General features: G+C 60.4%; 21 protein-coding genes. All 21 read right to left on the reverse strand.

Annotated elements, in window-relative coordinates; genetic code table 11:
- Window positions 1–14 precede the first annotated feature (14 nt).
- The 21 genes from HYI44_RS15890 to HYI44_RS15990 all read right to left on the reverse strand — a co-directional run bounded on the left by HYI44_RS15890 (window position 15) and on the right by HYI44_RS15990 (window position 21,955).
- Window positions 15–464, reverse strand: coding sequence for a transglycosylase SLT domain-containing protein (locus HYI44_RS15890; RefSeq protein WP_225569845.1), 450 nt, complete (start codon window positions 462–464; stop codon window positions 15–17).
- Window positions 465–475: 11 nt separating this feature from the next.
- Window positions 476–2,044: a winged helix-turn-helix domain-containing protein gene (locus HYI44_RS15895; protein ID WP_263868690.1), complete on the reverse strand. Its 1,569-nt coding sequence runs from the start codon at window positions 2,042–2,044 to the stop codon at window positions 476–478.
- Between the two features lie 332 nt (window positions 2,045–2,376).
- Window positions 2,377–2,655: a phosphopantetheine-binding protein gene (locus HYI44_RS15900; RefSeq protein ID WP_201148941.1), complete on the reverse strand. Its 279-nt coding sequence runs from the start codon at window positions 2,653–2,655 to the stop codon at window positions 2,377–2,379.
- Window positions 2,643–4,661, reverse strand: coding sequence for a hypothetical protein (locus HYI44_RS15905; RefSeq protein WP_225569847.1), 2,019 nt, complete (start codon window positions 4,659–4,661; stop codon window positions 2,643–2,645). Before HYI44_RS15905 ends, HYI44_RS15900 begins: the two co-directional genes overlap by 13 nt.
- Before the next feature lies 1 nt (window position 4,662).
- Complete coding sequence (locus HYI44_RS15910; RefSeq protein ID WP_201148939.1) at window positions 4,663–5,871, reverse strand: IpaD/SipD/SspD family type III secretion system needle tip protein; 1,209 nt, start codon at window positions 5,869–5,871, stop codon at window positions 4,663–4,665.
- Between the two features lie 5 nt (window positions 5,872–5,876).
- The gene (locus tag HYI44_RS15915; protein WP_225569848.1) at window positions 5,877–6,956 is read right to left on the reverse strand and encodes an IpaC/SipC family type III secretion system effector; all 1,080 of its coding nucleotides are present in this window, start codon (window positions 6,954–6,956) and stop codon (window positions 5,877–5,879) included.
- Window positions 6,957–6,980: 24 nt separating this feature from the next.
- Complete coding sequence (sctE, locus tag HYI44_RS15920; protein ID WP_225569849.1) at window positions 6,981–8,720, reverse strand: type III secretion system translocon subunit SctE; 1,740 nt, start codon at window positions 8,718–8,720, stop codon at window positions 6,981–6,983.
- Complete coding sequence (gene sicA, locus HYI44_RS15925) at window positions 8,720–9,217, reverse strand: type III secretion system translocator chaperone SicA (protein ID WP_225569850.1); 498 nt, start codon at window positions 9,215–9,217, stop codon at window positions 8,720–8,722. Before sicA ends, sctE begins: the two co-directional genes overlap by 1 nt.
- A gap of 149 nt (window positions 9,218–9,366) precedes the next feature.
- Window positions 9,367–10,398, reverse strand: a complete 1,032-nt coding sequence (locus HYI44_RS15930; RefSeq protein WP_225569851.1) for an EscU/YscU/HrcU family type III secretion system export apparatus switch protein — start codon at window positions 10,396–10,398, stop codon at window positions 9,367–9,369.
- Between the two features lies 1 nt (window position 10,399).
- Window positions 10,400–11,182, reverse strand: a complete 783-nt coding sequence (sctT, locus tag HYI44_RS15935) for a type III secretion system export apparatus subunit SctT (RefSeq protein ID WP_225569852.1) — start codon at window positions 11,180–11,182, stop codon at window positions 10,400–10,402.
- A 6-nt stretch (window positions 11,183–11,188) separates the two neighbouring features.
- Complete coding sequence (locus HYI44_RS15940; protein ID WP_205894011.1) at window positions 11,189–11,443, reverse strand: EscS/YscS/HrcS family type III secretion system export apparatus protein; 255 nt, start codon at window positions 11,441–11,443, stop codon at window positions 11,189–11,191.
- Between the two features lie 9 nt (window positions 11,444–11,452).
- The gene (locus HYI44_RS15945) at window positions 11,453–12,115 is read right to left on the reverse strand and encodes an EscR/YscR/HrcR family type III secretion system export apparatus protein (protein ID WP_225569853.1); all 663 of its coding nucleotides are present in this window, start codon (window positions 12,113–12,115) and stop codon (window positions 11,453–11,455) included.
- Window positions 12,108–13,016 (reverse strand): FliM/FliN family flagellar motor switch protein, encoded by a 909-nt coding sequence (locus tag HYI44_RS15950; RefSeq protein ID WP_225569854.1) that lies wholly within the window; start codon window positions 13,014–13,016, stop codon window positions 12,108–12,110. Before HYI44_RS15950 ends, HYI44_RS15945 begins: the two co-directional genes overlap by 8 nt.
- Window positions 13,013–14,230: a hypothetical protein gene (locus HYI44_RS15955; protein WP_225569855.1), complete on the reverse strand. Its 1,218-nt coding sequence runs from the start codon at window positions 14,228–14,230 to the stop codon at window positions 13,013–13,015. Before HYI44_RS15955 ends, HYI44_RS15950 begins: the two co-directional genes overlap by 4 nt.
- Window positions 14,227–14,682 (reverse strand): hypothetical protein, encoded by a 456-nt coding sequence (locus tag HYI44_RS15960; protein WP_225569856.1) that lies wholly within the window; start codon window positions 14,680–14,682, stop codon window positions 14,227–14,229. Before HYI44_RS15960 ends, HYI44_RS15955 begins: the two co-directional genes overlap by 4 nt.
- A complete protein-coding gene (gene sctN, locus HYI44_RS15965; protein WP_225569857.1) occupies window positions 14,666–15,955 on the reverse strand; it encodes a type III secretion system ATPase SctN in 1,290 nt (429 codons plus the stop codon). Before sctN ends, HYI44_RS15960 begins: the two co-directional genes overlap by 17 nt.
- Window positions 15,952–16,359: an Invasion protein B family gene (locus tag HYI44_RS15970; protein ID WP_201148779.1), complete on the reverse strand. Its 408-nt coding sequence runs from the start codon at window positions 16,357–16,359 to the stop codon at window positions 15,952–15,954. Before HYI44_RS15970 ends, sctN begins: the two co-directional genes overlap by 4 nt.
- Window positions 16,360–16,372: 13 nt before the next feature.
- Window positions 16,373–18,424 (reverse strand): EscV/YscV/HrcV family type III secretion system export apparatus protein, encoded by a 2,052-nt coding sequence (locus tag HYI44_RS15975; RefSeq protein ID WP_225569858.1) that lies wholly within the window; start codon window positions 18,422–18,424, stop codon window positions 16,373–16,375.
- 19 nt (window positions 18,425–18,443) lie between these two features.
- Window positions 18,444–19,544: a type III secretion system gatekeeper subunit SctW gene (gene sctW / locus HYI44_RS15980; RefSeq protein WP_201148780.1), complete on the reverse strand. Its 1,101-nt coding sequence runs from the start codon at window positions 19,542–19,544 to the stop codon at window positions 18,444–18,446.
- Window position 19,545: 1 nt separating this feature from the next.
- Entirely contained in the window at window positions 19,546–21,195 is a 1,650-nt protein-coding gene (gene sctC / locus HYI44_RS15985; RefSeq protein WP_318653933.1) for a type III secretion system outer membrane ring subunit SctC, read from the reverse strand.
- On the reverse strand, window positions 21,185–21,955 hold the full coding sequence (locus HYI44_RS15990; protein WP_225569859.1) for a helix-turn-helix domain-containing protein: 771 nt from the start codon (window positions 21,953–21,955) through the stop codon (window positions 21,185–21,187). The genes sctC and HYI44_RS15990 overlap by 11 nt, the downstream gene beginning before the upstream one ends.
- Window positions 21,956–21,979: the final 24 nt, after the last annotated feature.

The following is a 21,979-nucleotide window of genomic DNA, read 5'->3' on the forward strand; positions in this document are numbered from 1 at the left end:
TCAGGATGATCCGATCACATTCTGCTCGCGGGCCTGCCCTGCACTTGCCAGGCGTGATAATGCGTCCAGACCTTGCGCGCATAACGCAGTCGAACGGCTTCGCGCGCAGGCGAACTGCCCGCGTTGTACGCGCCAACCGCCGTCCAGTTATAGCCATGACGGGCGACGAATTCGGCAAGAATAAAGGCCCCTGCCTCCACCGCAACACAGGGGTCGGACAGCAGCAAGGGCTCGGTGATGCCGCGCCGGGACAGGCGCGGCAGGTGCTGGCTATTGATTTGCATCAGCCCGATATCCCGCGAGCCGTCGCGGTTGACATGAAGGGCATCGACCTTGAAGCCTGACTCGACTTGGGCAATGGCCAGCAGCAGTTGCGGCTCAAGATCATGCCGCCTGGCCGCCTCCTCCCAACAATCAGCCAGTACCCCGCCCGCCCACAGCAGGCTCGCCAGCGCGCCGGCCACGACCTGGCGCCTCATGCCAGTAATCGCTCGTCAATCAGTTTCGCCAGCCCTTGCAGGCGCGGATCGCCAAGCCGGGCTCGCCACCAGGGACAGGACCTGCCCTCCAGCTCGCGCCACAGGCCGGCGGCCGCACGATCTCCGTCAAGCCGGCGCAACACCGGCAGTTGCGCCGGGCACAAGGGCGGATGCTCCGACGCCACGCACCAACGCCGATAACGCTCGCGCGCCGCAAGCTTGTCAAAGGCTGCCTGCACATAGCACACCACCAACTCGACTTCGCCTGACTGCCCCTCCAGTAACCCGCCCCGCTCCAGCACTGCCTGCGCTGCCAGCGGCTCGCCGCTGACATCGAGGATAAGAGCATGCATCGCATTGATCACCGGATGGCGGTCACCCAGCACGGCCATCGCCTGTTCAATCACGTCAAGCGCCTGCAGCGCATCGACTTCCAACTCGATCCGCGCGCGCAACAGCCACGCCGCCACCGAGGAGCAATCCTGCTCCAGGGACTGCTCGACAGCATGCAATGCCTGCCCGAACCGCCCGCAGCACCACAGATGCCAGGCGTAATGATAGTGCGCCCCGGCCCGATCCGGCCCTAGCAACGCTCGCCGAAACAACGCCTCGGCCGCGTGCGGCACACCCTGCAGGCTGGTCAATAGCGCCAGCCTGACCGAGGCCTGGGCATTCTCCGGTTCGAGCGTGAGCGCCTGGGTCAACGCCCGATACGCCTGGGTCAACGCCCAGTGATGATCCTTCAAACCCAGGCTGGCCATGGCCAGGTAGGTATCGGCCAAGCCACACCACAAGGGTGCGTAACCCGGGTCCAGTTGCAGGCAGCGCAGAAACTCCTGCAACGCCTCGCCCAACCCCTCGGGGGTATAAATCCGCAACCCGAGCAGCCCATTAACGTAGGCTTGGGCCAGCGGATAGGAGCTGCAAGGCGATATCTGCGGCCGCAGCCCCGGCAGGCGATCAGCGATCAGCAACAGCACCTGCTGCATCACCTGGTCGAAACAGCTGACCTCGTCCAACACCTCACTGTGCAGCAAAGCGTGATCACGCCCGCGTACCAGTTCGACCGAGCCGGTCCAGGCCTTGACGTGCTCGACGCGGCGAAAAGCGAGGTAGTAATCGGCCTGCAGGCGCTCGACCAGCGCCAGGTAGCCCTCGTCGCCGATACCGACCGTGACACCGGCTGAGAACACACACAGCCCCTCACCAAAGGCCGCCGCCAATTGCCGGACAACTTCACGCTGCACATCAGCCATGCAACCATTGCCGCGCCCGGCCAATGGCAACACCAGCAACGACGGCGCCACCGACGGCGCGCCTGCAGACGCCACCCGACGCTCCGTGACCTCACCTACAAAACGATAACCTTTGCCATACAGGGTCTTGATATAGACGTTATCGCGCCCCAGCACCTTACGCAATGTATAAATACAGCGCGTCAGGGACTCTTCGGCGATATCGCAATTAGGCCAGACCCGAGATAACAATAGCTCCTTGGATACCAGGGCACCGGCCGAACTTAATAATAAACGCAGTACGTGCAACTCCTTCGGTGGCAGATGCAATGAATTGCCCTTGTGCAAGAGTATGCCGTCGCTGCACAACTCCCAGGAACCGAAGATAAACGAGTTTGTTGACCAGAGATCCACAGCACTGCCCGAGCTCACGATGACTCCCCCAAAGGTAAATGAACCGCCCATGCTCAAGTTCAAGCGTTAAACATGGATTGCAGGGCTTATGGCCCCGCATGAGCAGCGGACTATATCAAGGGTGGCACGGCAGGATGCACGAACTACAAAATTTTAGGACTCCTCCTATAATAAAAAATATTTAACGAGACAAATAAAGAAACACATTAAACGACGCGCCCCGCTAAAGGGCGCGCTATTAATAAATATCAAACCATTGAAACATCCAAAGTCTGTAGGACTAATCCGAGCAAGTCCTCTACCCGGCGTACTTGGGCAACACCTTCGACGGGCAGTTCAATGGCAAATGTTTCGTTGATATCCAGTACAATTTCCAGCAGGTTCAACGAATCGGCGCCGAGGTCTTCGACCAGACGATGGCCTGGCTCGATCGACGCGGCGTCGACCAGCAGAGTGCGGGAAATGATGTCGGTAACGATTTTTTCATGCTCTAGCGTTCTCGACAAAACTTCACTCAGAACTGCCACGGCCGACCCTTCATTGCTGTGCCAGAATCTAATGAAGCGTAAAACGAGTTTGAGGTATCAACCGGCGCATGAACTTTCGCCTTTCCCCTTGCATTGAACGGCACCATTGATGGCAGCCTTGTCAACTCCGACAGGCTGTCCCAGCGCTCAAGAGTCTGCGCTTGATCGATGTCCATGACATCAGCGCTCGTGTCGACTTGCGTGCTGCTACGGGAAGGAAGCGGATCCAAAGAAACGCCCACGTTCTCGCGCCGCGTACCATCTGCGAGAGCAGCCTGCGTGCGTGCTGCCGACGCACCGCGATTGCTTGAACCTACTTGCCTGAGCGCGGCTCTGGCATTGAACAGCTCAAGGTTCTGCGATTCATCGATTACGCCCCTCGAAAAGTGCGCATCACTACTGACGCGCCTTAATCGCTGGCTGAAATTGTCGCTCAGCCTGTCGTCGAATGTCGGGCGATGCAAGATGTCCTCTGTACGGATAATATCAAGGTTCGACGCTCTGCGGTTAGGTTGAGGGCTGGCTGGCAGTTCGATTTGATCGGCTTCAGCCTGGGCATTACGCTTGGCCAGCTCCACTTTAAGCTCAGCCATAACGTTAGTCCGGTAATGGTTCTCGATATTTTGGTCCATTGCCTTAGGAGGAGAAGGCATAGCGGGGGGCAGTGGAATAACATCTCCTACACCTGAATCAGCATCACTTTCATCGGAGTCTGAAAATGATATCGTCGACGACTGGACTAACTGTTGCGCGCCAGTCGTTGCAATATTGACGGCCTCGTGTTGCTGAGCGTCCTCGACGTTATCGTCAATTACCTGAACGGCTGACTGCTCGGCGGTGGCTACAATCGAAGTTCGTCCGGTGACTATTCGGCCAGTGTCGGCGTGCTGCGCCTGAGAGCCGGGTGTAATGTCGAGCGGCACAGACGAGGAGGAATGATTACCGCCCACATTTACCACCCTCATTACCTCAAGCGTGAAACGAAGTGCCTGCGCTAACATTCGCTCAGCCGATTCATTGTTATTCTTGGCTGCTTCGACAGAAGATTTAGTAAGAGCTTCAACCAGGTCAGATCCCGACGCGCCTGCTTGACCAATACCGTGGAAGTCAATTTTCATGTCCCCATTCTTACTAGTGACATTCAAACCTTCGGTGGGAAGCCGTTGACCAGTATTTTGAATTGGCGTGCGAGCACTTTCGCTGGGATTTCTCTGGACATTTCGACCCGCATTACCTTTTGACGGGAGATATGACTGTTTCAAATCCAGCTGACCGAGGCCCAACTGAATCACGCCCCAGAAATGCTCACTGGGACTTCCGGAAGGGGATCTATAATTCATCTGATCATACAATGCGGCAGTAGCAAATTCCCGGCCATTGCCACTCTGCCTGATCTCTCGCACAGTCTCGTCCGTCAGCCGCTCGCCTGCTTGCAACCTGACTTGAGTTGCTCTAACCAAGCCATTATGCAGGTATTCGTTATACAAATTATTTTGGGTATGGAGTTCTGCGTCCGGGTAGCGAGTCAGGAGCGTATCCATACGGCCATTGATGGCTACCGCTCTCTCATGGCGATTCTCGTGCCCAAAAAGCTTACCGAGAGAAATTTTGGGCACACCTTGCGCCACGGACTTGGCCAGTGCGCTCTGAATTAGCTTTTGGGCTTGTTTAAAAGTTTTATCGGTACCGATATTGGGCACTTTCGACAACATAAATAGCTCGACAGCCAATCTGACTTGATATTCCCCATCACCTACGCCAGCACTCGCGATTTTTAACACGTCCTCTTTAGCTGCACCGGGCATGAAGTAAGCGCACGCTTGTTGTCGAAGGTGACGCATCGCCGCATCGGATGTATGAATCGTATCCTCACTGAGGATTGGGGCTAAATTGACTTCAGGATGGTTAACCACGGATTCCAGGGCCCGGGCAATCGGCCGAGTTGGCGCAGAATCACTGCGGGGTTGCGTCGCCGCCCTGGCGACAGATGAGTTTTCTGCAATCATATCAGGCAATCCCGCTGGCAATAGCCTTGAGCATCTCTGCGTACTGGCTTAGTTGAGAGGAAAGAATCTTGTTGAAGTTTTCGTGGTAGGAGTTGGCGTTGCCATATTTGGTGGTGAACATTTGCAACTGGTTCTTTAACTCGCCTTCCTGGCTGTTGAAGCCGGCTTGCCAAGCTTGGAATTTGGCGGAGTCAAGATGTGCTTCTACCGGTATTCCCGCCCCGCTAAACAAGGGCCTCAACGCATCATCCATTGTCTTCAAAGGCGAAAGATCCATCATCACAATGTATCCCCCCTTACCATCGGGCTGGACGTTCGGAGAGTCTTTGCCCATACCCATCGCTTCAGCCCACTTCTTGGCGTCGTCTTCACTCGTAACTGGCCAGTTTCCATCCTTATCAGGAATGGGGAAAAGCATCCCAGTGGGCTGGGCTGAATATTTTTTCAGTAAATCGCCGATAGCTGTAAGCAAACCTCGATTGATCGTGACAGTTTTGCCATCACCCGAACTCGTTATCCATTTACTCATCTCCGCCATGATGTCCTTATTGAACTCCGCGTAGAAGTCCGAATATTTTTTCAGCAACGCCTCATAAACGGCTAAATATTCTTTGCGGATGAGACCAATCATCGCTTGTAACTGCTCGAAAAAATCGGAACTGGCATTGGACTGGTTCAGGCTTTCCAGCACCGACGGTTCCGGCACCGGGAGCTTGCGCAAGTGCGCCAAGGCGTCGCCGGCGAACATGCGCGCATCGCGGGTATCGGCGAACCCATCGACGGAAAATTCACGCAGGCCGGCTTCGAGCAGATGACTCTGCTGACCGACTACAGCCGCGCTGTCGACAATCGCATTTAACTTCAGCAGCAGTGCGCCATTGCGACTGTGTTGCAGCGCCGCATCACGCAAAAACGCCTTGACGACATTTGCGCTGTCTTGCTCGGGCGCCCCTTGGCGCCCCGCAGCGGCACTGGCTTGCTGGAGCGCCACCAGGCGCTTGAAGTCCTTGACATCGGCGGCGCTGCCTTGCTGACGCGCCGACAGGCGAGCAAGGACTCCCTGCAGAGCCGCCGACCTCGATCGCTGCTGGCGGGAATGCAATTCATCGCCCCACCCACTGTCGGCAGGCTGTTCCAGGCGCACAGGTTGTTCGACGGGCTTGAGACAAGCAACGCCGGGCCTGGTCTGGAGTTCAGAGGAATAGCTCATGGGAGTCAGGCCCTGGCGTTGGCGATGGTGTTGATGGTCGAGTTACGGCTTTCGGCGATTTGCAACAGGGTCTCGAGCTGCTTGACCAGCATGGCGCTGTCCTCGCTGACCATCTGGTTCGCCGCTTCGCTGACCGATTTATTGACGTTCTGCTCCGCCTGGTGCAACGTTTCTTTTTGCCGCTGGATGTACTCTTCGACGCGTACAGCGGAGGTCACGGCGGCACTCAAGACTTGGGCTATCGAGCTGAAAGCAGAGCCCACCACCATCATTTTGTTGATGCCCCCCTGTGCCAGTGCACTTTTCATGTTCAACTCCTTGGCATCCACTCTGTTCTGGCGAATTTCCTTTTCGACTACGGCACGTTCCTCCGGTGAAAGTTGACCATTGTGGTTTTTTTGCTCGAGCGTTTTCAGTTCGCCTGCAGCATTCGCGTACGACACATTGGTCGGTTTCACGGCGAGCGACTCCGGCGGCGTCGTTTTCAGTTTCACCGTGTGGTCCTGGGCCACCTGTTCCAAGCCACTGGCTCTGACCTTGTTCGTCTTGATATCCGTATGCTGCAACTGATGCCCACGGATCTGCGTGCCCGCACCACCTACCGCCATCGAACCCGCCACCACCGCACCGGCAATGCTTGCATGCATGCTCGCTTCACCGCTAGCCCTGGTGGCCACGCCCTGGGCTTCAGCGGCCTTGAAGGCGATCTGGGTGAACACGCCACTCATGGCGGCACTGGACTGACGCGCGACATTCAGCGCGGCGATGGCCGCCACCAGCACCAATATGTGTTTCTCCCAGTTGCCTGGATCGAACGTCAGCGAAGACTTCGCGGCCTCAGCGAGAGCCTGCCTGGCGCCCTCAACGACGGCTTCGAGCTTGCCGATGGTGTCATCGAGTTGCTCAACCGTGTACCCGGACGGAGTCATTGTCGCACCGGCCTTTAACACCTGCGCATCCAGGCCCGGGCCGACGCCGCCCGTGGACATGGCTTGCTTGCTGTCAACGGCAGCTTTGCCAAGAGCCAGGGTATCGATGGACAGGTTGCGAGTGAGCGGTGCTGCATTGATGATTAATTCAGCCATGATGATATTCTCGATAGATAGGAATCAGATATTTCGTGCCATGTTCAGCGCAGTGTTTTGAGTGTTGTCCTGAATCGCCAGGGCGTTCTTGCGGAATTGATCCACCGACTTGGTGATTTCGCCGAACGCCTGAACCAGTTCATCGACCCACGCCTTGAGCGTTTCGGAAATCGCCATGGTCATTTGCGCCTCGGCAAGATGCTTGGCGGCTTCTTTCTGGTGCATGCCCGACTTGACGCCCATGGCGGACTCGCCCACCACGCCACCGGCTTCGATGCCCGCCACGCCTGCACCGGCTCGACTGCCGTACATGGCCAGGGAGTTGGGGTCAGATTTGAGGCCGACCTGGGTGCGCAACCTGGTCAGGCCATTGGTCACGCCCTTGCTGACCGAGCGGGCGGCCTGCTTGAGCATGTCCGGGGCCATCTTGCTGGTCATCTTGCCGAGCAGGTTGCCCATGCTGCCGGCCACCCGGGCCCCGGCGCCCTTGCCCACCGCCACCACCACGGCCATAACCGCGATCATGGCTACGGCGCCGACGATGGCGCCGAGAATATTCCCGGCCATCTCCGCCGTTTGCGCGTCTACGCCCATTTTCTTGAGTACGTCACCAATGCTCTTGCCGATGGCCTGGATCATCGGCCCCAACACCTTGTCCATCAGCGGCTGGGTGGCCTTTTCCATGAATGAAACACCAGTTATCGCCTTGCCGATCATGTCGGCACCCATCAGGGCGATACCGACCCCGGCCAGCACCAGGCTGGCGCCGCCGGTGAAAGCCGCCCCGACCACACTGGCCACCGTCAGCACTGCGCCGAGGATCTTGCCGATGCAGCCCATGGTCTTGCTGGCGGCTTCGGCCTTGCGCACCTGCTCCAGGTACTTCTCTGACTCTTTCTCAAGGTATTCCTGCCGGGCGGCCTGCATGGTGCGCGACAATTCCAGCTCGTTTTCCAGCTTGGATTCGGCGCTCTTGCCCAGCAGTTCGGCGAGTTTCATCATCAGCTCGACCTGGGTCGCGGCCGCGTTCATCTGTTTCTTCATGCCCTCGATAATTTCTGGCGTGGGTTGCCCCGCCATTGCCTCCATTTGTCGGGCAAGCTTCTCAACGGTCGCAGCGGCGCTCATGAGCACATCGCCGGCCGCCTGATGCACGGCTTCAGCACCGGCCATTTTCTGCCCTGCTACCGAGATGTCTTTTTGCGCCAGGTCAAGCGCCTTAAGCGCTTCGGCATGTTCTGGCGAATCGACTGGAGTCTTGTCGAGGGTTGCCTGGGCCTGCTCCAGCCTGGCTTGTGCACTGTCCAGTTGCGCCTTGGCGTCACGCAGATTTTTCGAGGCGTCAGCGTGAACGGCGGAGGCCGCCAGGAACGCATCAACCGCGGCCAGATATTTATCTGACAGCTCCAAGTTGCCGGCAGCGGCCGCACTGGCAGCCGCCTTGAGCATCTCCATGCGGCTTTTGAGCGAATCGGTCTGCACCGCGCCAAGCAGGGCAATCAGTGAGGCCATCAGTAAGGTAAAGGTGTCTTCAGCCTCCGGATCTGCGCCCTTGACCGGCATTCTCGGCGTCTGCAGTTGCGGGCGACCGGGCACCGGCCCGGTGTCACCCGATTGCTGGTACTGGGTGATCGTCACGTCAATCAAAGCGGTATCGGCGGCTCGCAGATACGAATGGGATTTAGTGGCCTTGGTAGCGGCGTCGCCATATGTAGCCAGTCCGCTCGCGTCCACGCCTTGGCGGGTAAGCGCTTTTAGATCCATTACAACTGCTCCTCGGTATGGTCGGCCTCGACGTCGCTCAACGCTGCCAGGTAAGCCTGGGCCTGCTCGCGCAAGCCCGGCTCCTGGACACGCTCCATGACGTATTCGAAACACAGCTTGGCTTTACCGGCGCGACCCAGTGCCAACTGGCACTGGCCGGTGTAAAGCATGGGCCGATAGTCGTTTTTGCCCTGGGCGAAGGCGACGGCGTAAAGATCGATAGCCTTCTGGTGGTTCTGCTTGAGTTGATGCACCGCAGCCAAGCCCATCCAGTACTGAGCGTTGTAGAAGTCATAGATGCACAGGAAGTGGAAAAAGCGTTCGGCATCGTCCAGGCGGCCCTGCTCGTAGAACTCGTAGGCAAAGGCATAAAGGCTGTCCATCTGCTCGCTGCTGACGCCGCGAACGTCCTTGAGCGGCGTGCCGTCAAACACGGCCTGCATCACCTGCTCGGCGACTTGGTCTTCTTCCTGTTCCGTCTGTTTACGACGACTCATGGGGTAACTCACTCCTGAATGTTTCGTCAGCGGTGCTGACACGGCCATTAAGCCAATTGAATGAAAAGACAGCCGCCAAAAAGCGCTCATAAGTACTTACATTTGCATCAGCGCTTCCGGCGCATCAGCAAGCACGACCGTTAACGGCCTTACGCCTGTTCGACCTGCTCGAGCCAGACCAGCAGGCGCAGTACGTTCTCGATCTCTTGCAGTTGGATAAAGGTGTAGCGCTGGTGGGTCTTGAAGATGCGCCGCGCCAGGGCCACATCGGTGATCACCGGCACGCCGACTTCGGCGGCGTACTTTCGCACTGCCAGGGCGCGCTGGTTGGTTTCCAGCAGCGAGATAAACGGCATGATCGTCACTTCGGGCTGGAAGTAGATACCGACGGCAATGTGGGTCGGGTTGGCGACGATCACCCGTGAACCGCGGATGTCGGACTTAACCTGTTCGGACAGCAACTCCATGTGCAGGTCACGGCGCCGGCCCTTGATGTCCGGGTTGCCGTCCTGCTCCTTGTGCTCGCGCTTGACCGCCTGCTTGTCCATCTTCAGGTCCTTGATATACAGCCAGTACTCGCACAAGGCATCGAGAATCAGGATCAACAGGATGCAACCAAGGAAGGTCAGCAGCAGCACCAGTAGCAGGTGCGCCCAGATCGGGAACAGGTCGATGGGCTTGGCGTAGAGCTGCGCGAACAGCAGGTGGCGCTGGGTCCGCCACACCACCCAGAAGGCGATGACAAAACAGCCCAGGTACAACAGCGACTTGACGGTGTCCTTGAGCGTGCGCAGGCTGAACAGCTTCTTTAAACCGTTGATCGGATTCAGGGCGCCGAAGTTGATTTTCAGCGCTTCGCTGGCGATCGCCATGCCGGTGGTCAACAAGGTCGGCACGGCACTGGCAAGGAAACACACGGCAATCAGCGGCAGGATGATCTTGAGCATTAACACCCCAAGCGCGGCAGCGTAGTGCTGCGGGTCGGCGGCAAAACCGGCGGCGAGAAGGCGTCGGTACACCTCCATCACCTGCAGCAGCAGGCCATTGCCGGCGAGGTAGATCAGGCCGCACAGCATCAGACAGCTGGTGGACAAGTCCTTGGCCTTGAATGTCTGGCCTTTTTTCGCGGCGTCGCGGCGTTTTTTCGGCGTCGGCTTTTCGGTTTTCGAGGCGCTGGACATCTCAGTGCGCCACGGGCTGGATAAACCAGTCGATCAGTTGCGCCGGCTTGTCGCGCCCCATGCGCTGGATCTCGGACGGCAGGTGCGCGCCGAAGTACAGCAACAGTACCAGCAAGGCGATGGCGCCCTTGACCGTCAGCGACATCGAAAACGCGTTCATTTGCGGGGCGAAGCGCGCCAGCAGGCCGAGCAAGGCTTCGGACAGCAGCAACGTGGCCACCACTGGCGCGCTGATGATCAGGGTCTTGCTGACCAAGGGGTCCAGCAGGCCGAGCAGCGGCTGCAGCCTGAATTCGCAGCCGTGCAGCGGCGAGCACAGTTGGTAGCTGCGGCTCAGCGTCTCCACCACCAGGCCCATGCCACCGACCTCGAGGTAAATCACGGCGGCGAACATCTGCAGGAAGTTGGCCAGCTCGGAGGTGTCGTCACCGTTGGCCGGGTCCACGGTGCTGCTGAGCATGGCGCCGCGCTGGTTGTCGATCAGGTTGCCCATGCCGTGTAGCACCCAGAACGGCCAGGACAACAGGCAACCGAGCACCACCCCCACGCCCGCCTCGCGCAGCAGCAAGCCGTAGAAGCCGAGCGAATCGAGGCGCGGCAGCGTGTCGGCGGTGTAGGGCCACAACGCCATGCCGACCAGAACGATCACAGCGTTGCGCGGCGCCCCGGTCAGCGCCCGACTGTTGAGAAACGGCAACATGAAAAAGATCGGCGCCAGGCGCGCAAAGCAGATCGCGGCCCCCGCCAGCCAGCCGTGCAGGTCGACAAACAGACTGATATCCATAGAGGGTTATTTCAACGCCAGGTGCATGACTTCGCGACTGAACGCGAGCAAGGTCTCGCCATACCAGCCGGACAACAGGAACAGGCAGATCGACACCGAGAGCAATTTGAAGCCGAACGGCAGGGTTTGCTCCTGCAACTGGGTGACGGTCTGGAACAGCCCGATCAGCAAGCCCACCAGGGTGGCGACGATAATCGGCCAGGCCACCAGGATCAGGATCAGGTACAGGGTTTTATTGCCGGCAAATACCAGGTCATTCATCGTGGTTACTCATTGCGCCACGGACAGGTATTGCCCGATCAGGCCGGTGGAAAGCAGAGACCAGCCATCGAGCGCGACAAACAGCACCAGCTTGATCGGCACGGAAATGATCACCGGACTCATCATCATCATGCCCAGCGCCAGCAGGATGCTCGAGATCACCAGGTCGACGATCACAAACGGCAGGTACAGGTAGAAACCGATCTTGAATGCCGCCTTGATCTCGCTCAGGGCATAGGCTGGCAACAGGGCGAATAGTGAAGGCTCCAGGTCCTCGGCCACCTCCTGTTCGGGCGCCTGCGGGTTCTCGCGGGCGAGCTGGGCTCGCTCGAAGAACTGCGCCAACTCTGGGTCGGTATAGCGGATCAGGTAATCGCGGTAGCTGCCCAGGCCGTTGTCGACAAACGCCACCACCGCATCGATGCTGGTGAACTCGACCTGGTTGGCCTTGTAGTAGTCATAGCCTTGTTGCACCACCGGGCTCATGACAAAAACAGCCAGCATCAAGGCCACCGCATTCAGGGTCATGTTCGAGGGCACCTGTTGCAGGCCCAAGGCGTTGCGCACGATGACGAAGACGATGGAAAACTTGATGTAACAGGTGCCTGCGGCGATCAGGAATGGCAGCAGCGAAGCCACTGCCAGCAGCCCGATCATTGAAACGTCATTCATTGCCCGGGCCCCGATATACCTCACGCAACTCAAGCCCCAGGCGCCCGTCGAGGCGCACCAGCTCGCCAATGGCGATGCACCGTTCACCGACGCGAACCTCGACCTGCTGCAGGGCCTCGGGGCCCAGCGGTAACACCTGGTGCTCGATGAAGTCATTGAGCTGCGCCATGCTCAGTGTGAGCTCGGCGAGCACGAACTGCAGCTTGACCGGCAGGGGTGACACTGCGCATTCGGCGAGGTCGGACGCGATGTCCTCAGGGGTAAGTTCCATATGCAGGCCTTCTTCGATAAAAGTAAATTGACCGATACAGCGCCCCGCCAGCAAGAGCTGGCAGGTTTGCCCGGCGATCATCAACAGGTCGCCTTCGGCCAGGCGGCGCAGCTGTAAAGGGGTGAGTGCGGTTTCGCCCAGCACCACGCGCAACGTTTGTTGCAGGCGCCGTGTCCAGGGTTGAAGCGCCCGTGGTTCGCGAGCGGTATCAGCCGGCAGGCCCAGGACCCAGCAGGGACCCTGGTCGGTGGCGATACACGGCAGGTCGGCCGTTTCCAGGACCGCACCGTCAACGCCCTGGACATCGAACAGGTGCTGGTAGTCGAGCAACTGCGGTGGCAGTTCCAACGGACGCTCCAGCAGCCTGAAGAGCTCAAGCAGGTTGTTGTCGACGAAGCTGCGCCCAAGCACTTGCGACCATTGCGGCCAGATGGCCTGCAACCATTGATCACTATCGATCAACCCCTGCCAGAGCCCTAGCCGACCTTGCGCATAAAAACTGATGTAGCGGCCCTGGCGCGGCACTCGGCTCAGTTGCACCGGATGCCCGTCGCGCAGCCAGCGCGCCACAGCCTGGCTGCGCTGGTAATGCAGCCGCGGAACATCGCGCAACAGCGGCGTGCGCGTCACGGTTTCAAGCCCTGGAAGGCCGGCATACGGGTCAATGCCCGGGGCTCATCGCCTTGCGCTTCATCGTCGCCTGCATCGTGCTGGCGACGCTCGTCGTGCGCCTGCTGGTGTTGCTCGTTCAGTTGCCAGAGCGTTTGCGGGGTGTGCTCCAGACCGTCGCGCAGATGGTCGGACACCTGGGCATTGCTGGGGCTGAGCAAGAGTTGCGAGGGCATGTCGGCCGACGCCTTGTTAACGGTGACCACTCCGGCGCAATCGCCTTTGCTGAAGGGCACCTGCAGGTAGGGTTGCGCCGCTTTCTCTGCGGGCACTTCAGGCTTGCCCGCCGGCGGCGGGTTAAAAACGGCCGGCGGCGGCCCGCCCTGAGCCCGTGCGGCACGCTCAAGGCCGGGTGGCAACGGTTGGGCGCTTTGGGGCGGCGGGGTATCACCATCGGCGGCTGTTGTCCCGGGTTCGGTGCCAGGCTTGGCCATTGAGGTTGCCGAAACGGTGGTCGCCACGCCTTGCGCCGCATTGGCCGGCACCGGTTGCGCCGGGCTTTCGGCCATTGCGGCCGCCCCGCTGCCTGGTACGCGAGGCCCATCGCTCACCGGCAACACAGGCGAGTGCATTGCTGGCGTCGTTGCCGCCCCAGTGCCCGCCGCGCCTTGCGCCGCGTTGGCCGGCACCGGTTGCGTCTGGCTTTCGGTCATTGCTGCCGCCCCGCGGCCTGGTACGCCAGGTACATCGCTCACAGGCAACTGCATTGTCGGCGTCGTTGCTACCGCTGACCCAGGCTTGACCGCTGGCATTGGCAGCCCCATGGCGCCTGGTGGCGCCGGCAATTGCGCTGCCGTCGTTTGCAGCGGCCGCCCAGGCGTGCTCGGTAGTAACGTCGGGGCGAGCATCACCATCATGACGGGCGCAGGCGCCCAGCCCCTGGCGGCCGATTGACCTTGAACCGGCGCACCGGCCTGTGGCTGCGCCTCCATGGGCACAGCGCCCGAGATTTTTTTTGGTGCGGCTCCAGACGCCTCCTTAGACCCTGTCGGGGCTCGTGACAGCGGCTCGGGTAATGGCTGCAGTTGCGCAAGCCATGCCAACGCGCCCTCGGGCAGGTCTGGCGACTCATCGCGCTCCGCGACAGGCGGCCGACTGGCGTGTTCGCCAGGCTCATCCACGGGCAGTACAGCTGTCACCGGACGGGTTATGGCTGCAGGACTTGAGGTGCTCATTTGTTCTTCACCAATAATTCTTCGATGTCATGTTCTTCGAGGCGCCAGCGGCGCGCACGATGCTCGGCGAGCAGGCGTTGCTCCAGGTGCTGGTACTTCGCATGCCGGCCTTGCAGACTTTTGCGCTGCTGCTGCAGGTCATCCAGTTGCTCCACTATCTCGCCATGGCGCTCCAGCACCCGGGCCCGCTCCAGGCCGAGGTTGGCGATCTGGCGGCGGATCACCGCCTGACGCCGCAATTGGGCGAACAGCTGCGAGTGGCTTACGGTTTGGGCCTCCATGCGGTTGCTGAGCATGAGTTCCCTGAAGCCCTCGGCTTGCCGGTCGATGGCGCCCAGCTCCAGTTCCAGCGGGCTCAAGCGGCGCCGGGCAGAGCTCAAGGCCAGCTCACAGCGCTGCTGGCGATGGTCACTGAAGCGCAGCAGTCGGCGGACTTCAATCAATGAGGCCATGCAGGCCCTCCAGCGCCAGGGCCGGCGCACACGGCTCTGCCAGGTCCTGGCGCAGCCAGTCGAGCAGGGCTTCGCGCCGGTCCATGGCATGGTCGTTGGCCGGGTTTTCACCTCGGCGGTATTCACCCAGGTCAAGGAACACCTGCAGTTCTTCGAGGCGGGTCAAGACCTCGCGGGTACGTGCCGCCAGTTCTTGTGTTTCGCGCTCGGTGACCTGGTGGGCCACGCGACTGGCGCTGCGCAGCACGTCAATGGCCGGGAAATGCCCGCTGGCCGCGAGCTTGCGGCTGAGGTAGATGTGCCCGTCGAGGATCGAGCGGATCTCCTCGGCAATCGGGTCCGGCTCGTCATCGCTTTCTAGCAGCACCGTGTAGAACGCGGTGATACTGCCGGTGGCGGTGACGCCGGGACGCTCCAGCAAGCGCGGCAGGGAATCGAATACCGACGCCGGATAGCCGCGCCGCGCCGGGGCCTCCCCGGCGGCCAGGGCCAGGTCACGCCGGGCCCGGGCATAGCGGGTCATGGAATCGAGCAGCAACACCACGTTGTAGCCCTGATCGCGAAAGTATTCGGCGATGGTCGTGGCCTGCAGCGCGGCGTTGCAGCGATCCACCGAGGAAAAATCCGACGTGGCGTAGACCACCACGCAGCGTGCGCATTGTTCCGATTGGCGCAGGCTCTCGACAAACTCGGTGACCTCCCGCCCCCGCTCGCCAATCAGGCCAACGACAAAAATATCGGCGTCGCTGTGGGCGATCAGCATGTTCATTAGCGAGGTCTTGCCGGAACCGGCTGCGGCAAAGATCCCGATGCGCTGGCCAATGCCACAGGTCAGCAGCCCGTCGATCACCCGCACGCCGGTGGCCAGCGGCCGGTCGACCGGGCGACGCTGGTGATAAGCCGGCGGCGCCGCATCCACCGGATAGTCCTGGCCGTCGAAGGCGTCGCTCGGCGCCAGTCGCTCGACAATGACACCTTGCGGGTCGACCACGGCGCCGAGCATCGCTGAGCTGCAATGCAGGCTGAGCAAGGCGCCGGTAGGCACGATCAGCGATTCGCGGGACAGTCCCCGCGCCTCCCCGAGCAGGCTCAGCAGCACCGCGTCCGGACAGAAACCGATCACCTGCGCCCGGGCGCTGATGTGCGGGTCGCGCCAATCGCGCCGGACCTCGCAGACTTCGCCAATCACCACGTTGTCCAACGCCGCCTGGATCAGCGGCCCGTTCAGGCGCAACGGGTGAGCGCCATGGCGCTCCAGCAGCAGCCTGTTCATTGCCGCACGAGTTCGCACAGTGTGGCCAAGGCGGTCAGGTAATCCTCAATGGTGGTGGCCAGTTGTTCGGCGTTGTCGTAGGCGCTCTCGGCGAGCAACACCCGCACTTCAAGCTGGCCGTTGATTTCAGCCAGTTGCATTTGCTCGGTGCGGGCAAACGCACAGCCTTGCATCAGAAAACGCAACAAATATTCCGAACAGTGGCCCAGCAACATGTCGCCTGACTCCACCAGCGAACTCCAGAACCACAGCCCGTCCTCGATCACCCCCATATTGATGTTGGGCAGGTTGGCGAGTTCGAGTTCAATGGTGCTGTGGCCGTCGAAAGACCCGATCTGTTCGTCAGTGCAACCGCTTAACAGCAGTGCTTCGCGGAGCAAAGAGGCAATATCGATATGTTGCATAGGGAAATCTTCCTTACAGGGTCTTGATCACGTTTACGGAAATGCTGTCGGAAATCTCACCAAAGGAAACGACGTCCAATTCTCGGAAGCGGCCTTCGATAAACTTTTTGATGTAGCGCCGGACATCGACTGACGCCAGGAGCACCAGGTCTTTTTGCGCGAAGTGCAGGCTGTCCAGACCCAGGGCCAGGCGGTCCATCAGTTCGTCGCTGGCGGCGGGCTCGAGGTTGAGAAAGCTGCCGGCGGAGGTCTGGCGGATGCCCTTGCGCATCACGTCCTCGAACTCGGGTGACAGCAGCAGCACCCGCAGATCGTTGCCATGGGCAAACTTGTTACTGATATAGCGCCCCAGGCTGCCGCGAACGTGTTCGACCAGGGCAAGCACGTCCTTTTCACGGGACCCCCAGTGGGCCAGCGACTCGAGGATCAGTTTCATGTTGCGCACCGAAATGCGCTCGCTGATCAGCCGTTGCAGGATCTCGGCAATCTTCTGCACCGTGGCATGGCGGTACACTTCCTTGAGCAAGTCGGGGTACCGCGCTTCCATTTCGTCGAGCAGGGTCTTGGTTTCCTGTACGCCGAAAAACTCGTTGATATTGCGTGCGAGCAATGTCACCAGGCAGCGATAAAACTCGTCATAGGCGGGGCGTAGCTGATGCCCCATACCCTGCAACTTGTCACGGTGTGCGGACGACACCCAGATGCTCGCCTGCTTGTTGCTGTCCAGGCCGGTGCTCAGGTCGAGGCTGAGGTGTTCGAGTTCGGGTTTGTAATCGACGATGCGCAAGCGGTCGAAGTGAATATCGAACTGATCGGCGCGCACCTCGTTGATTAATACGGCCACCTGCCCTTGCGGCAGCGCGTCAACGCCGCGCAACCGCGGCTCGGGAATGCGGATGCCGTAATCGACGAAAAACTGGCTGCGAAAGCGCTCGCATAACTGTGCCTGGCGCAGTTCTTCCAGGCGCTGATTGGGCACCAGCAGCATCAGTGCGATGGTCTCGGTGGCCATGTTGTCGACGTTGTCGATCAGCCCCAGCTCGCTGCCCGGCTGGCCATCGGCAGGCGTCTGGGCCGAGGTTGCCGAGCGGCTACCCGCCTTGCCCCTGGCCCGATGGCGGAAATACAGCAGCGCCACCAGCGCGCCGGCCAGCAGCAGGAACACGCCAACCGGAAAACCGGGCAGGATGCCGACCCCGATCGCGAGAAACGCGGTGACCCCGATCACAAAGGGATTGCCCAGCATCTGGGTCATCATGTTGCGACCCAGGTTGGCTTCGTCGCCGTTGACCCGGGTCACGATAAAGCCGGCGCCAATGGCGATCAGCAGTGCCGGAATCTGCGCCACCAGGCCATCGCCGATGGTCAGCAAGGTGTAGGTGTGCAAGGCCGTGGTCATGTCCATGCCCAACTGCACGACACCAATGGCGATGCCGCCGAGGAAGTTGACGAAGATAATGATGATGCCGGCAATCGCGTCGCCCTTGATGAACTTCATGGCACCGTCGAACGACCCATACAACTGGCTTTCACGCTCCAGCGTACTGCGTCGCTCGCGGGCTTCCTTGGTGTCGATCGAGCCGGCCTTGAGGTCGCCGTCGATGCTCATCTGCTTGCCGGGCATACCATCTAGTGAGAAACGTGCCGCCACCTCGGCGACCCGCTCCGAGCCCTTGGTGATGACGATGAACTGCACGATGGTGACAATCGAGAAAATCACGAAGCCCACCACCAGGCTGTCGCCGATGACGAACTCGCCGAACGAGGCAATGATCTCCCCCGCATCGGCCTGGGTCAGGATCAGCCGACTGGTACTGATGGATAACGCCAGGCGGAACAAGGTGGTGATCAGCAGCAACGCGGGGAAGGTCGAGAAGCTGAGGATGCGCTCGATGTAGAACGAGCCCATGAAAATCAGGATCGCGATGACGATATTGAGTCCGATCAGGAAATCCACCAGCACGGTCGGCAAGGGGATGATCAGCATCGCGATGATCATCACCATCAGCGTCAGGATCAGCAGTTCCGGCCTAGAAGTAACACTGCGTAAAATTTTATCGAACATGGTGTACATACCTTGAAAACTAAGGATTGGAACGACCCACAAGGGCGGCATGACGCTGAATGGTTTCGTGGGCGTACACCAGGTCCGCCAGCTGGGTAAACTGCTCTGCAACGCGCTGCAAAGATTCTTCATCGTCGAACAGGCTCACGGGCAGCGACAGGCAGGTCAGGCGCAAAAACTGCAACAACTGGCCACGCTCGCGGTGGTCGACCAACAGCAACTGTTCACCAAAGACCCCGTGCAGAAACTGTTCGAGCTCATCGGGATACTTCAGCAGCCCCAACAGGAACAGCAGCCAGTCAGGCTCACTGGAGTTGTGCCGCCGCACCAGCGCATCGTCCAGCAGGCGTTGAATGAAGATCACATCGGCGGAACGTAAGCGCTTGAGCTCACCGAGTTTTTTCAACAGCTGGCCAAACTCCTCGCGCGAGCAACTGGGGTCCTGGGCGTCGATATCGGTGAGCAAGGCGGCTTCGATAAATTCCAGGACCGAGCCACGGTGTTGATGCCCGTACAGGGTTATCCAGTCTTCATAGGACTGGGCGGCGCCTTCGTCGGATTCGAGAAACGAGCGGTAGGTATCGCGCATCAGGCTGGCGCGCAGCATCAGCGCCTTGCCAAACATCTTGGCCTTGAGGGCCGAATTGATGCCGGCCTTCAGGCGTTTCGGCTCGGCCTGGTTCAGTACTTCCTGGAGAATGGTTTCCAGGCGCCGGCGCGTGGCATCGGCCAGGTCCCTGGCCCGCAGCAATTCGCGCAGCACCAGCACCAGGTCGCTGTCATCGGGAAACAGGCCGCGCGCCTGCGCCAGCAGCCATTCGATGCTGCGATCAGGCAGCTGGGCCAGCTTCTGGACCTGGCTCGCCTTGGGCGCCACGTCCTCCTCCAGCACCCGTTCGAAACTCTCGGAGAGGCCTTCGAACTGGTTACCGAAATCCCCTCGGCGGCGAAACTGCGAACGCAGCGAGGCGGCCATTTCATCGCTGTTCTCGACAAACTGCGCCACCGCCGCTGCCGGGGTTGCATCATCGGCCGGCTCTTCTTGCTTGACCGGAGCCTGGTTATTCTGCTGCGCGCGCGTCAATTGCATGCGTGAAGAAATACCGCCGATAGTGGCCATCTCAACGATCCATCGCGCGCAGCACGGCGCGGTCGGCGGCATCGCGGGGTACAGCCCCGATGACTTCGGCGCCGATCTGCGCCGCGCCGGGTGCAAGCGGGGTATCAAGCTGCTTGGGCTGGATCAGGAACACCCGCACGGTGTTGGATTTACGCGCCTGGCGATAGCTGAACAAACGACCCAGATAAGGGATATGTCCCAGCACCGGGATTTTCCTCAGCAACTCGCCACTTTCATCCCGGGTAAATCCGCCCACCAACAGGCTCTTGCCCTGGGGGACCCGGGCGACCGTACTGATGCGGGTACGGCCGACGGTCGGCAAGCTGTCCGGGCCGGCATTTTCGGACTGAATCGCGTCACCGTCTTCGATGTTCAGCTCCATCTCAACTTCGCCGACCGGCGAAATCCGCGGCAGGACGCTGACCAGCGTGCCGTAGGTAACATGTTCGAGTTGCGAGTTGCGCTCGCCTACGAGCTTTGCGTAGAAGGTGCGATTGTTGTCGAAGATGGCCGGGACATTTTCCTGGGTCAGCACCACCGGGCGCGACACCACGCGTGCCCGGTTATCGGTCTCCAATCCGGCGACCGCCGCCATGAACGAAGGACCATCGAGGGTACTCAGGGACCCGCCATTAAGCGAGGCCTGGGCCTGTGAGCCGACCTTCAGCGAACCGCGCCAGTTGACCCCCAGCTCGTTCAGGTCGTCCTTTTGCAAGTCGATGATCCACAGGGTCAGCTCCACGTGTCGCTTGGGCTCATCCAGGGCCGCAGCGAGGTTTTCGATAAACCGCACCTGCTCAGGCAGGCCCTTGACCAGCAGGCTGTTGGTGTCGGGATAGGCCACTACGCGGATGTTGCCGGCAGCCAGGTCACGGGCAACGATGCGCGGCGCATCCGGGTCACCGGACGCCGACTCAAGGGTGCCCAGCCCTTGCAGCGGAAAATCCGGCATCCTGGCGCTCCGCCCGGACTCCTGGCTGATGGCAGTTTCAACGCCGCGGGTTTCGCCCGCCAGCAGGGTTTCGATGGCCGTGGCCATCCCGGGGATGGTGATTTTCTGATCGCGCAACTCGTACTGGCGATCACCGACAAAGGTGTTGTGCAGATTGATCACGCCAATGCGCTGCTGCCCCAACTGCAGGTCCGCGCTCTGGGTGTCCATGAACCTGGCCGCCTGCATCACCAGGTCAACGTAGATCGGTGGCCCGGCGACGTAGAAAGTACGCAGCCCGTCATTGCGCAGGGGGTAGCGCGCATCCAGCAGGCCGGAGCGGCGCAGAAAGCCGGTGAGCTTTTCCACGGTAATGGTGCTCAGGGACACGACGCTGCTTTTGGCCTCGGCGGCTTCGTAGACGTACAGCGACTGACCATCGCTGTACCAGATGAGCGCCATCTGCCGGGCGATACGCTCCAGGGTCTGTTGCGGCTGGGCCAGGGCAAACTCCCCGGTGATGGTGCGACGTGCCGCTGCCTTGCTGAGCACGATCGGCTTGCCCAGGGGCGCCGACAAGGCGTCGAAGAAGGTCCGCAGGCTTTCCTGTCTGGCGACGTAACCTTCCCCTTCCCGGGCCGGCGCTGCCGACGCGGTGCCCGGCAGCACACAACACATTGCCAGTACCACGGCGGGTGAACAAAAGCGTTTAAACATCATCAACTGAATCGTCCGAAAGTCGGGTAATGTCGATCAAACTGCTCGGCGCAACGCCGACCAGTTCTCTTACTTCCTTGGAAAAATGCGAAGAGGAGGCATAACCATGCTCCAGGGCGATTTCGGTGAGCGAACCACTCCCCTCGACCAGGGTCAGGAGCGCCCGAGCAGTGCGCCATTCGCGCAGCTCCGGCTTCGCCGCACCACCGAGCGCCTGCTGGCAAAGCCGGCGAAAGTGCGAGACCGAGACGCCATAGCGGCCGGCGAGGTCTTGCAGCTTTTCACTACCGACCCCTTCCTGCAGCAAGAAGCCAAGCAACTGATAACTCTCGCCCTGGCGCAGCAAGCGTGCAAAGGCCTGATAATCGCGCCCCTCGCGCAAGGCGAGCGAGAGGTACCAGAAGTCCAGCGCGGCGCCCGTCGCCTGGGATAAACAGCCATTACCCAACCAGGCCCAGGGTTGCTCTGGTGCAGACTGGCTATTGGACGACACGCCCTGGTCGATAAAAAACTGCAGTTTCACCAGGCTCATGCGCGACACCGGCAACAGCCTGGCGCTGCCCTCCAGCACCTGCAAACCTGGCTTGGCAGCCAGCAGCCCGGCGCTACCAGGCGGCAGGCACCACTGCACCGAACTGTCACGGTGCCCCAGATACAAAAATGACGGACCATTGTGGATGCGCACTACATGCTCGCCAGGCTTGATTGAGGCGCACCAGCCTTGCAGCGTTGTGACCCCCTCTGACGATTCATCTGTGTGCATGCCCGACACCTCATTGCTTACCAC

Origin of the sequence: Pseudomonas sp. Y24-6, assembly GCF_020295325.1 — a bacterium.
Classification (GTDB): domain Bacteria; phylum Pseudomonadota; class Gammaproteobacteria; order Pseudomonadales; family Pseudomonadaceae; genus Aquipseudomonas; species Aquipseudomonas gregormendelii.